The sequence below is a fragment of the Aeromonas sp. QDB25 genome (assembly GCF_027707725.1).
In the GTDB taxonomy this organism is placed as follows: Bacteria; Pseudomonadota; Gammaproteobacteria; order Enterobacterales; family Aeromonadaceae; genus Aeromonas; species Aeromonas caviae.
Window position 1 is genome coordinate 113,327 of record NZ_JAPCIZ010000004.1, and the last position, 11,650, is coordinate 124,976.

An 11,650-nucleotide genomic window follows, 5' to 3' on the forward strand; every position below is an offset into this window, starting at 1 on the left:
TTTGTAGCCTACAGTGACATTAAGCCCTATGCATGCGGCCAAGCTAGGAGAGCGTATGCATCAGCCATAGGAGGTCGGTTATGCCAGCGGACAAGGGTAACAAAGCACTGTCCTTTAGAGCAATTGAAGTCATGAAGCCAACGGATAGCGATAAGGCTGACAATGGGGTCAACAGAGGGCTTCGTGTTACTTGTGGGAAGACAGGTAAAAAGACATTTTTCTATCGTTATACGAGCCCAGTAACAAATAAGTTAATTCAGATCTCACTTGGCGTATTTCCAGCCGTATCCTTAGAGCAGGCCCGTATAAAGCTAAGGGAGCTTAAGCTCATCAGGCAACAAGGCCGATGTCCGGCTACCGAGGCGAGAGCTGCCGCGCTTGAGCTTAAACAGCAAATCAAGAATGAAAGCGAACTCGGGATGTTCACCCTTCAAGCGATGATCGAGCTTTATCTACAAAACCATATAGAAGATCAACGTTTACCTAATGGTACGATAAAGAGTGGGGCAAGGAAAAAGAAAGGTCAGGCTGAGGCTAGGCGCACTCTGTATGGCGATGCGGTTCCAATGCTTGGTGAGCGATTGGCTCGTGATGTGAGTAGACAAGATATTATTGATCTTGTTATGTCCATCGTGAATCGAGGCGCTAATGTTCAGGCTGGAAATGTATTGCGCGAAATTCTAGCCGCTTACGATTATTCAATGGGGATGGGAAAGTTTGACGATCAATTTATCAACCCTGCGCTTCAAGCAAAAGTGAGTTTGGTTCGAACAAAGGTGAAGCTGACATCAAAAAAAGGTAGTCGCTTTTTGAATGACGATGAAATTAAGCTGTTTCTCGCTTGGTTGCCTAGCTCAAAATTCACTGAAGTGCAAAAGAACATATTTCGAATGACGTTATGGACAGGATGCCGGACAGGTGAGATATGTGAGGCTACTTGGCGAAACATAGACCTTAATGAGGGAGTGTTCCATATCAGAGAGTCAAAGACTGGTGTCGCAAGAGAGATTCAACTCCCTCGTCAATGCATCCATTTTCTCAGAATAAATAAGATAGGAAATGAAGTTTACTTGTTCCCATCCCAGAGGACGGGAAAGCCAATTAAACAGAAGCAGTTAACTGAAAGTGCTTGGGTAATGAGAGAAGCAGACTTGATGTTAGATATTCCTCGATGGACTCCCCACGATCTCCGTCGAACGGTTAGAACAGGACTGTCTCGTTTGCAATGTCCTTCTGAAGTAGCAGAAGCCATTCTCGGGCATACCAAGAAAGGTTTGATCGGCACATATGATCTTCATAGATACACAGAGCAAAGCCGAGAGTGGTTGCAGCGTTGGGCAGACTATCTGGATACGTTGATGACTTCATCGTAGTGTGGACGAACTAGATTTGAAATCAAGAATCTGGTTGGTATACATCTGCAACGTTATCTCTGTTTGCTGATACTGCGGTAGCAAGTGAGCGGAGCGAGACTGGAGGTTCATCGATGTGATGATACCATCCGACGCGTAGTGACACTTGAATGGCTACTAGTGCATCAAGGAGGTATCGATGGAGTGGTTGTATCGAAAGTCGTGTCATCCACATCGGTCATGGTGGGTTGTCGCGACAGTTCATCATCATATGTTAGGGCAGACCAGAGAGATCACTGAATGGAGTGTTTGCTCCCTAACGTTGTAAACCAGACCATTTGTGCTGTCCTAGAATTGCGAAGGTTTCAGATTTTCATGTTTCTACACATTGAAAAATAATCATGTTTTTCATGCTGTTACGTTGTGTTTTTTGCTCGTACGTTGCAACGGATTACAACGACGTTGTAATCCGGAAGGCATTCGGCCTTGAAACGTCTGCTCTCCTTCCCTAGCTCTGAGAGCTCCTGAGGCAGGTGGTTAACCATGCCACTGAACCACACGCTCAACAGTTTCAACCATCTATCGAGCCACCATGACCGGTATGTTTCACGGCTCGCTCCTTGTCGTCCTCACAGGGTTTCTCTGTACGTGGTAACCATGAATGGCTCTAAAGCTGAAGCCTGCTCAAGATGGGACATTACCATATGACCCCATGGTGGTGGCACATTCAACGTGTTTCAGTACGTTCTGCAACGACATTGAGGAGAAGAGAATGCGTCACGCCGCTCCTGTTTTCGAAATCTGTAAATGACCTTCGACCATTACGAGGAGTCATTTATGAAACATGAAACACGTTTGCTGAACCTGGCCGAAGTTATCGAATGTTGCACCATCTCTCGCGCTACGATCTATCGTCTGATAAAGAAGGGAGACTTTCCAAGTTCAGTTCAGCAGAAGGGTTGCCGTCGAGTGATGTGGCGTTCTTCTGATATACAAGGCTGGATGAATGCCCTGCAATATACCAAACCAGAGTGAGTCCAGCATATGAGCAACTAAGTTGCTGTGCTTGATAGTCCATTTCACATTCTCAACCTTTATCGAACCCTCTAGTTAAGTTCACCGTTTCACGACAGACCGCTTGTTTCTGTTAGAGCATGTAGTTGTGTTGGCACAGGGGCAGATTATGGCTTTGAGAACGTACACCACGAATCATCAGGTATTCATAATGAACAAGTTCATGAATGCAAGGGTAAGCGAACTTATTGATGTTGATTCTTTGCTGCCAAAGTTTGAGACACTCAAAGCATGTTGGAAGGAGAAGGATGTACGAATAAATAAACTTTTAAGATCTCGTGATGATGAGGCGAGGTCACTTGCTGAAAAGCTATCGGAATGTAATGAGGAGGAGCCTTGCTATAGTCTTGCATGCCCTGAATGTGTAAGGCGGTTGCGACTAAGGAAGATAAGTCAATTGACACGTTTCTGTGAGGACTATACAGAGTGGAAAGCTGCAACCTTCATCTATTATGATGAGATGGCTCGCGAGTTAAAACGCCAAGATATTGTTCGTTTGAAAGATAGGTTACGCAAACAACTAGATCGCGCAGGTGTAAAGGACATTGTGATAGGCTTCTTTGAAGTGGATTATCAATCAGAGTATCAACGTTGGATGCCCCATTTCCACCTCTTGGTCAGATGCAAAGACTCCCATTCTCCACAGTGGGAGAGACTTCGTAAAGTGTTTGCTAACCAGAGTCCACCAATCAACGTCAACGTTCGAAAACGTAGGCCTGTTCTGTTTCAAAAGTTCAAGGATCCATTACAGCAAATTGCGTATATCTGTAAGTTCATGTGGCAGCGAGTGGAAGCTCGGTACAATGAAGAAGGCAACAGGCTAACAAAGAAGTATCGGTTATCAAATGGCAAGTTTGTTGATTCATTACTGATGCTGGATTCGTTGAAATTAGCTGATTTGGAGTTCATGTATGAGGTACGGCAATATGGAGCAACGTTGCAGGAGTCTGTCCGTGGTAAAAGATGACTCTTTGGTACTCTATGTGCTTGGATTGGCCATAAAGTGCTATGGAACTGTCTATTCACGTTATTAGTTGGCCAACACTAGTCATCAGGCAGCTCAGGTTGGATTCGCAGGATCGGCGCTGCTTGCACTGACCGATTCGGTTTGGGTGAACTGCGCATTCGATGGTGGATCGTAGCCGCATACTCAGTCGATACCGTGAATGGCGGCATCGGACTGGCGTTGCTTGCACAGTAGGGGCAGGATTGTGTATCTGGCGGGCTAAGTAGGTAACATGCCGTGCATTCGACAGCGTTGCCTCCCCACTCACGGGCCGCACGAAGTACCTGACTCACGAGCAGTTCTGAACGTTGCAGGCATGCATCTTGGTTCATGGCACGTTGGGCCTCAACAGCCGCCGACTGTAGCTTCCTTTGCGCCGCAAGTGCTTTGGCGGCTGCTACAAACTTGGCCTCGTGTTCTGCTCGTCGGGCCTCTTCCAGTGCCCGATAGCGAGCCCTTTCCTGCTCCCATCGGGCATTGTCGGTTGCAACTTCAGCGGCCATCTTCTCTGCTGCTCGTTCCCCTAACCTCTCCCCTCGCAGAGAACGGATCCAGGATCTGTTGTCGGGATTGGATAGGGCCGCATACTCGAATGTTGCTGGGTCATTGATCAGCTCAAGTGTCAGTCGACTGAGATCGATCTCTATCGCTGAGGCCCCAATGCTGGCAAGGCGCTGGTGCCGTTCGTGTTGGGTACGAGATGATACCTTTATCCATACCAGCAGTTGACGTTCTGCCTTGGTAACCACCGCATGTGCCCTTACCGCCCCGAGATCCACGAACCGTACAACGTTGTCGGCGAGGATGACCTCTGAGGGGAAGGTGACATCGCTTCGCAAGGTGGATCCGGAGTGGGTCGTGGCGTTGATCTGGTGGTAGTAGGCCGGGAGTGTAAGGCGTTGCTGGGTTGCAATCAGGGCGACAGCTGCACGTCGCACACCTTCCTTATAGCCTCGGGAACAATCTTCGGCTTGGGCATGCCGGAAGTGAGGGATAACCTTCAATCCCCCGTTGGCGGCAACCAACGGTTTCCGGCATCCAGGACAGATACAGTTGCATGCGAGCCCGTTTGCAACCTCGAAGGCACGCAGCAGAACATCGTCACGTTCACCGAAGGGAATCTTGGTTCCTTGCATGGTTCTTACCTATCAGCATGCAGCCTGTGTCGCAGGTTGATACCATGCACCAACTGTTGGGCTCATTACAAATGCCCAGTAGCAGTTCGGAGTGCGCAGTACGAGCCTGTTACTGTAATGCCCTGATGTGACTCACCCCCATGTTACTATCAGGTTCATTTGTATAGACTCGATACCCTGTTAGCGATGGGCCGCAACGTTGCCGTTTCGGTGCGCTTCTATGCTTCGTCCGTCCACCTGTTTCGTTGTCTGTGCCCATCGGGCGCGGCCATTGCCGGAGTAACACATGTTCGACCCCCAGACACTCTCCACCGCCCTGCTGGCCGCCGTCCCCGAGGATGGCAGCAGCATCGGCAACCAGTCCCTGCTGGAAACACTCAAGGGGCAGTTCGGTGAGCTGACCGAAGAGCAGTTCACGGCGGCCCGTGACGCCCTGATAGAGGCTGGAAAGCTGCGCAAAGGACGGGGTCGTGGTGGCTCGGTGCTACGAGCCGAAGGCGTTGCAGTGAGTGCGGATGGTACTGCGCCAGCGGCCAAGCCCGCCAAGAGCAAGCCAGCCAAGCAAGCCAAAGAGGCCGCCCCGGCCGAGAGCGGTATCGACGGCATCAAGCGCACCCTCTGGGCCTCGGCCGACAAGCTGCGCGCCAACATGGACGCCGCCGAGTACAAGCACATCGTGCTGGGCCTCATCTTCATCAAGTACGTCTCCGACACCTTCCAGGCGCGCCGGACAGAGCTTGAGCGCCGCTTCACCGACGAGAGCGACGATTACTACCTGCACGACGCCGATGCCGAGTTTCTGGCCGAGGAGCTGGAAGAGCGCGACTACTACCGCGAGGTCAACGTGTTTTGGGTGCCCGAAGGGGGGCGCTGGGAGGCGCTGCGGGCGAGTGCCAAGCAGGCCGACATTGGCAAGCGCATCGACGACGCGCTGGTGTTGATCGAGCAGGAGAACCCCCGCCTCAAGGGCATCCTCGACAAGCGCTTCGCACGCGCCCAGCTGCCCGATGGCAAGCTCGGCGAGCTGGTGGACCTGGTCTCCACCATCGGCTTCGGCGACGAGCCGGGCGCCGCCCGCGACGTGCTGGGCCAGGTGTACGAGTACTTCCTCGGCGAGTTCGCCAACACCGAGGGCAAGAAGGGCGGCCAGTTCTATACCCCCGCCAGCATCGTGCAGACCCTGGTGGCGGTGCTCGCCCCGCACCATGGCCAGGTCTACGACCCCTGCTGCGGCTCGGGCGGCATGTTCGTGCAGTCCGAGCGGTTCATCGAGTCCCACGGCGGCAAGCTGGGGGATGTCTCCATCTACGGCCAGGAGTCCAACCCCACCACCTGGCGCCTGGCGGCCATGAACCTCGCCATTCGCGGCATGGACTACAACCTCGGCAAGGAACCCGGTGACACCTTCACCCGCAACCAGCACCCTGATCTGCGCGCCGACTTCGTGCTGGCCAACCCGCCGTTCAACATCAGCGACTGGTGGCACGGCAGCCTCGATGGCGACCCGCGCTGGGTCTATGGCACCCCGCCCGCAGGCAACGCCAACTACGCCTGGTTGCAACACATGCTCTATCACCTCAAGCCCGGTGGCCGCGCCGGTATCGTGCTGGCCAACGGCTCCATGAGCTCGAGCCAGAGCGGCGAAGGGGAGATCCGCGCCCGCATGGTGGAGGCGGACGTGGTGGAGTGCATGGTAGCCCTGCCGGGCCAGCTGTTCTTCAACACCCAGATCCCCGCCAGCCTCTGGTTCCTCGCCAAGAGCAAGCGCAGCCGCCCCGGCGAGGTGCTATTTATCGACGCCCGCAAGCTCGGCACCATGGTGAGTCGGGTGCAGTGCGAGCTGGATGCGGCCACCATCGCCAAGATTGCCGATACCTTCCACGCCTGGAAGTCAGACGGCGAGACCGAACTGGTTTACGAGGATGTGCCGGGCTTCTGCCGCAGCGTGACCCTGGCAGAGATCGCCGAGCACGGTCATGTGCTCACACCGGGCCGTTACGTCGGTGCCGAGGAGGTGGAGGAGGACGATGAAGCCTTTGCCGACAAGATGCAGAAGCTCACGGAGAAGCTGGGCGAGCAGATGAGCAAGGGCGCAGAACTGGATCAGGTCATTCGCCAGAAGCTGGGGGGGCTGGGATATGAGTTCTGATACCTGCAAACTCTCGGATATCGCAGAGGTACAGGGAGGCTTTGCATTCAAGAGCGCGGACTTTTCAGATACAGGGGTGGCTGTTGTCAAAATAGCAAACATTCAGCCGCCTAGTGTTTCGCTGGCAAACGTGGATCGCATCGCTCCCGATAAGCTAAAAGGGCTTGAACGGTTTGAGCTGTTAGATGGTGACATCCTAATGGCCATGACGGGGGCTACAGTCGGAAAGGCAGGCCGGTTTCGTCTTACTGAACCTGCATACCTTAATCAACGAGTGGCAAGGATCTCTGCGAAGAAAGGACATCTATTTGATGATTTTGTTTATGCGGTTGTTTCACTTCCAGGTTTCGACAACCTCATTGAGGGGGCATCAGCGGGAAGTGCCCAAGCAAACATCAGTGCTGCGGGTATCGGTTCAGTCGTAATTCCTAAGCTTTCAGACAGCGAGCAGATCCAAATAGGCGGTATCGCCAGGATGCTCGACGACCGCATAGCCTTGCTGCGCGAGACCAACGCCACGCTGGAAGCCATCGCCCAGGCGCTGTTCAAGTCGTGGTTTGTCGACTTCGACCCGGTCCATGCCCGCGCCCTTGGCGAGGAGCCCGCCGGTCTTTCTCCCGAGGTTGCAGCCCTGTTCCCCGCCAGCTTCGAAGAGTCCGAGCTCGGCATAGTGCCAAAGGGGTGGCGGGTTGGCACGTTGGCAGACTTGTCCGACCTGAACCCTGAGTCCTGGACTTCCAGAACACATCCAGAATCGGTGCGCTATGTCGATTTGGCCAATACCAAGGACAACGTGATCGCAGAGGTGACTGAGTTCAGTTTTGAAGAAGCACCGAGCCGCGCCCGGCGGGTTCTTCGAGATGGCGACACTATCGTCGGCACTGTACGGCCCGGAAACCGCTCCTTTGCCTTCATCAGCAACGCTAGCGCCAACCTCACGGGTAGCACTGGTTTCGCAGTGCTTCGACCACGGCATGATCGCAACACTGAATTTGTTTTTCTGGCGGCGACGTCTGACAACAGCATCGACCATCTGGCGCATGTGGCCGATGGCGGTGCCTACCCGGCAGTGCGATCTGAGGTAGTAAGCGGCTTGTCATGTGTGGTGCCTGATGGTGACGTGCTGTGCGCGTTCCATGAAGTTGCCCAACCAATCTTCAATAAGGTTGCGGCCAATCATCAACAAGCCCAAACCCTCGCCACTCTGCGCGACACCCTGCTGCCCCGCCTAATCTCAGGCCAACTGCGGCTGCCAGAGGTAGAGGCCATGGTAGAGGAGGTAAGCTGAATTGGTGGATCTAAAGGAATGGCGGGAGTTACATGCTGATTACAGTGACACGCTGATCGTTGGGAATGGTGGCAGTGTCGCTGTAGAGCCCCATTTTCGTTATAACAGCTTGTATGAGTATGGTTGTGCTCACGGGCTTATCAGCGTTGCCGCACAGCAGGTATTTGAGCAATTCACCAAAGATAGCCGTGATTTTGAAGGGGTGTTATATCGCTTGTGGCAGGCTGACTTTATTAATCAAAAATTTGAGCTTGCCAAAATCGAGAGTCAGAAAGTTCGCAAGGCATATACAGACGTGCGACGCGCACTTATCAATACAGTAAAAGGAATTCATCCAGACAAGGTCATATGTGATAAACAAGGGCTCGTGCAAATTGGCAGGTTTATGGCGGGTTTTTCGACAGTATTCAGCCTCAACTACGACTTGATCATCTACTGGGCGTTACTCGGCAATAATCAAGTAAATAACAGGCGTTTTAACGATGGGTTTGTGTCTAAGAATCTGCACTTGTCATCCAAGAAACTTCAAAAACTATTTTTCAATACTCAGCTTTCTGTTGAGCCTGAACAGGGGATGACTAAGGTGTTTTATCCCCATGGTAATCTAGCCCTGTACCAAACCAAGGGCAGCGAAGAAAGTAAGCTGGTTGCCGACAGCGATGGTCTGTTGAACAGCATAACCAAACGCTGGCGTAAAAATGATGGTCAACCTCTGTTTGTGTGTGAGGGCTCGGCGACAGAAAAGGTAGCCGCTATCAGCAAATCTCAATATCTGTCACACGTGTTTCAGCAGGCATTACCTAGCCCCAAAGATAGCATCACTATTTATGGCTGGAGCATAGGCAAACAGGATACTCATATCCTTCATCAACTGGCGTTATCAAAATGCCCCCGTGCCGCAGTGTCTGTGTTTGTTGGTAACAAGACTGAAGACGAGATTAAGTCTGAAATATCACAGATGAGAAAAATGCTTAAAGAGTACGCAGGTATCGAGAGTGTAGAGTTTTTTGATGCAGCAAGCGCAGGGTGTTGGAATCATGCTGGCTAAAAGAAACACAACCTTGCTACCCCGTCTGATTTCGGGTCAACTGAGGCTCTCTAACGCACAAAAGGAGCTGAGCGATGCAATCCAATAACCTGAAGATTGAGCTTGTACGGCAAGCAGAAGAAGCACTAACGGCATATACGTTGGTGCAATCTCAACAATCGGTGGATCTGATGCGACACGTAGTTGGTCAGTGGCTTGATACCATCACCCCAGCGGGCGATCCTGCCGTGCGAGAATTCTTCAACAAGCTCAGAGAGCAGTCTCTAGATAAGCAGATGGCGCCTGAAGAGATGAGGCTGTTTCTAGTTGGAGTGCTCGTTGCTAGCTAAATATCAAACACTCTTGAGCCTGGCCACAGTCATTCCTTGTGGCCGAGGTGACCACCAAAGCAAATTTGGTCTGGCACTACCCGGTTATTTTCTATTTATTGGTTCGGTGATGCCGGGCCACTGTTCTGATAGAGGCCAAATATGCTGAAAAGCCTATCACTCACCGGGGTCGGCCCCGCCGATACCTTCGGACCGGTCGACTTTGCCCCAAGGCTCAACTTTATCACCGGCGATAATGGCCTGGGCAAGAGCTTCCTGCTCGATATCGCCTGGTGGACGCTGACCCGCACTTGGGCACGGGGTATCGCGGTAATCCCCCCCAAGGGCAAGGCGAAGAGCACCATTAGCTACGCCTACAGCAAGTCCACACCGGGCGATTTTGCCGAAACCAGCAGTTTCAAGCGCAGTGAGCAGCTGTGGCCCACCAAGCAGGGGCGTCCCGCTATTCCGGGGGTGGTGATCTATGCCGGGGTTGATGGCAGCTTTTCGGCCTGGGATCCGGCACGCAACTACTGGCAGGGCGATGGAAAAGAGGAGAGCGCCGAGCGGGCACGAGCTTTCAACTTTACGCCGGAACAGGTGTGGAACGGACTGGAAGGGCCAGGTGGCATTCGTTATTGCAATGGTCTCATCCACGATTGGGTGCTGTGGCAGAAGGGGCAGGATCCAGCCTTTGCCGACCTCTGCAAGGTGCTGGAGGCGCTGTCTGCCTCGGACGACGAGCAACTTGTGCCGGGGCAGCCGGTTCGCCTCGGTCTGGACGTCAAGGACTACCCCTCCCTGCGCATGCCCTATGGCCAAGACGTGGCCTTGGTGCACGCCTCGGCTGGCATGCGGCGCATCGCGGCACTGGCCTATCTGTTGGTCTGGACCTGGCGCGAGCATCAGTTGGCTTGTGAGCAGACTGGTCGCAAGCAGGCCAAGGAGATCATCTTTCTGGTCGATGAAATAGAGTGTCACCTGCATCCGCAATGGCAGCGGCGGGTCGTGCCTGCACTGCTGAGGGTGATGCAGGCTCTGACCGGTAAGAAGGTGCCGGTGCAGTTGATCGTGGCGACCCATTCCCCCTTGGTGCTGGCGTCGGTAGAGCCGGAGTTTGATGTAGACAAGGATGCCGTGTTCAACATCCAGTTGGACGGTGGACAGGCCAAAGTGACGAAGGAGCTCTGGGCCAAGCAGGGTGATGTGGTGAACTGGCTGGTATCCGATGCCTTCGGTCTGCGCCAGGCACGATCTATCGATGCCGAGCGAGCCATTGAGGCGGCGGAAGCCTGGATGCGAGGCGACAAGTCGCCCCTGCCCAGCAATCTCAAGACCCAGGCGGCCATCCATAAGGAGCTGCTGCGGGTACTGGCCGGGCACGATGATTTCTGGCCGCGCTGGCTGGTTGAGACACAGCAGATCCCCGGTAGCAAACCGAAGGGCGGCGCATGATCGAGATCGACAAGACGAGGCTGACCGAGCCCGCCGAGTTTGACGCGAGGTGCCGCCAGACAGGGCAGCAATGGTTACAGGCTAATCCCAAGGCGGATCGCAAGCCCGGTCAGCGTCCCCGAGATTACTGGAGTCCGTTCAAACCGCAGCTGGCCGATGGATTTCGTCAACTGTGTGCCTATGGTGCCATGTATGAGCCGGTGGGTACGGTGGATCACTTCCTACCTATCGATGCCGACGAATCCCTGGCCTATGAATGGGCCAATTACCGGTTTGCGGCTGGTTGGATCAATAGCAGCAAAAACAAAGCGGTAGGAATTCTTGACCCGCTGGATGTGCGTTCAGGGTGGTTTGAGGTGCTGTTGCCCTCACTGCAACTGGTACTGGTGCCGGAGCGGGTGCCCGAGCCATTGCACGGGTTAGCAGAGCAGACCCTGATCCGCTTGCATCTGCGCGATGATGAACGGGTACTGCGGCAACGCCGAGCTTGGTATCAGATGTATCAGGCAGGCAAACTGACGCTGGAGGGCCTGCATGAGGTAGCCCCTCTGATCGCGATGGCGGTGGAAAAGCAGATCGCGGTGTAAGTGGCCGCCATGGAGCCCGATCTCAGACTCCCCATTACAAGACAGAGCCAACGAACGATGACCGAAGACCAACTAGAACAAGAGGTGATGGGGTGGCTGGCCGAGGTGGGTTATCGCACCGTCTGCGGCTACGACGGGTAATCCCCCCGAAAAACTGAGGTGCTCATAAGTAGAATTTTCTCGTATCTTGAACGCAGGAGGTTCTACATGAAAACATCACGCTTTAGCGATGCACAGATCATCGCCA

General features: G+C 53.6%; 11 protein-coding genes. 10 read left to right on the top strand and 1 reads right to left on the bottom strand.

Going from position 1 to position 11,650, the window contains the following annotated elements; all coding sequences use genetic code 11:
- The first annotated feature begins 80 nt into the window (after positions 1-80).
- From PG883_RS02695 to PG883_RS02705, 3 genes are all read left to right on the top strand, one after another.
- Complete coding sequence (locus PG883_RS02695; RefSeq protein WP_270806932.1) at positions 81-1,373, top strand: tyrosine-type recombinase/integrase; 1,293 nt, start codon at positions 81-83, stop codon at positions 1,371-1,373.
- 816 nt (positions 1,374-2,189) lie between these two features.
- Complete coding sequence (locus tag PG883_RS02700) at positions 2,190-2,387, top strand: helix-turn-helix transcriptional regulator (protein ID WP_158196628.1); 198 nt, start codon at positions 2,190-2,192, stop codon at positions 2,385-2,387.
- Positions 2,388-2,577: 190 nt separating this feature from the next.
- Positions 2,578-3,393 (top strand): hypothetical protein, encoded by an 816-nt coding sequence (locus PG883_RS02705; protein ID WP_158656231.1) that lies wholly within the window; start codon positions 2,578-2,580, stop codon positions 3,391-3,393.
- 77 nt (positions 3,394-3,470) lie between these two features.
- Here the strand turns inward: PG883_RS02705 and PG883_RS02710 are convergent, their stop codons facing one another.
- A complete protein-coding gene (locus PG883_RS02710) occupies positions 3,471-4,568 on the bottom strand; it encodes a hypothetical protein (RefSeq protein ID WP_270806933.1) in 1,098 nt (365 codons plus the stop codon).
- Between the two features lie 286 nt (positions 4,569-4,854).
- Here PG883_RS02710 and PG883_RS02715 point away from each other — a divergent pair, with 286 nt between their 5' ends.
- The 7 genes from PG883_RS02715 to PG883_RS02745 all read left to right on the top strand — a co-directional run bounded on the left by PG883_RS02715 (position 4,855) and on the right by PG883_RS02745 (position 11,544).
- Positions 4,855-6,717 (top strand): class I SAM-dependent DNA methyltransferase, encoded by a 1,863-nt coding sequence (locus PG883_RS02715; protein WP_270806934.1) that lies wholly within the window; start codon positions 4,855-4,857, stop codon positions 6,715-6,717.
- Entirely contained in the window at positions 6,707-8,005 is a 1,299-nt protein-coding gene (locus PG883_RS02720) for a restriction endonuclease subunit S (protein ID WP_042048479.1), read from the top strand. Before PG883_RS02715 ends, PG883_RS02720 begins: the two co-directional genes overlap by 11 nt.
- Positions 8,006-8,009: 4 nt before the next feature.
- Complete coding sequence (locus tag PG883_RS02725) at positions 8,010-9,053, top strand: DUF4917 family protein (protein ID WP_198133200.1); 1,044 nt, start codon at positions 8,010-8,012, stop codon at positions 9,051-9,053.
- A gap of 74 nt (positions 9,054-9,127) precedes the next feature.
- Positions 9,128-9,382, top strand: a complete 255-nt coding sequence (locus PG883_RS02730) for a hypothetical protein (protein ID WP_042048482.1) — start codon at positions 9,128-9,130, stop codon at positions 9,380-9,382.
- Between the two features lie 141 nt (positions 9,383-9,523).
- Positions 9,524-10,816, top strand: coding sequence for an AAA family ATPase (locus PG883_RS02735; RefSeq protein WP_042048484.1), 1,293 nt, complete (start codon positions 9,524-9,526; stop codon positions 10,814-10,816).
- Positions 10,813-11,403, top strand: a complete 591-nt coding sequence (locus tag PG883_RS02740) for a hypothetical protein (protein WP_042048485.1) — start codon at positions 10,813-10,815, stop codon at positions 11,401-11,403. The genes PG883_RS02735 and PG883_RS02740 overlap by 4 nt, the downstream gene beginning before the upstream one ends.
- Before the next feature lie 9 nt (positions 11,404-11,412).
- Entirely contained in the window at positions 11,413-11,544 is a 132-nt protein-coding gene (locus PG883_RS02745; RefSeq protein ID WP_270806935.1) for a hypothetical protein, read from the top strand.
- The last annotated feature ends 106 nt before the right edge of the window (positions 11,545-11,650 follow it).

Excerpts from the sequence above, each read along its gene's own strand:
- PG883_RS02695 (WP_270806932.1), top strand. The coding sequence starts at position 81 with ATGCCAGCGGACAAGGGTAACAAAGCACTGTCCTTTAGAGCAATTGAA.
- PG883_RS02700 (WP_158196628.1), top strand. The coding sequence starts at position 2,190 with ATGAAACATGAAACACGTTTGCTGAACCTGGCCGAAGTTATCGAATGT.
- PG883_RS02705 (WP_158656231.1), top strand. The coding sequence starts at position 2,578 with ATGAACAAGTTCATGAATGCAAGGGTAAGCGAACTTATTGATGTTGAT.
- PG883_RS02710 (WP_270806933.1), bottom strand. The coding sequence starts at position 4,568 with ATGCAAGGAACCAAGATTCCCTTCGGTGAACGTGACGATGTTCTGCTG.
- PG883_RS02715 (WP_270806934.1), top strand. The coding sequence starts at position 4,855 with ATGTTCGACCCCCAGACACTCTCCACCGCCCTGCTGGCCGCCGTCCCC.
- PG883_RS02720 (WP_042048479.1), top strand. The coding sequence starts at position 6,707 with ATGAGTTCTGATACCTGCAAACTCTCGGATATCGCAGAGGTACAGGGA.
- PG883_RS02730 (WP_042048482.1), top strand. The coding sequence starts at position 9,128 with ATGCAATCCAATAACCTGAAGATTGAGCTTGTACGGCAAGCAGAAGAA.
- PG883_RS02735 (WP_042048484.1), top strand. The coding sequence starts at position 9,524 with ATGCTGAAAAGCCTATCACTCACCGGGGTCGGCCCCGCCGATACCTTC.
- PG883_RS02740 (WP_042048485.1), top strand. The coding sequence starts at position 10,813 with ATGATCGAGATCGACAAGACGAGGCTGACCGAGCCCGCCGAGTTTGAC.
- PG883_RS02745 (WP_270806935.1), top strand. The coding sequence starts at position 11,413 with ATGGAGCCCGATCTCAGACTCCCCATTACAAGACAGAGCCAACGAACG.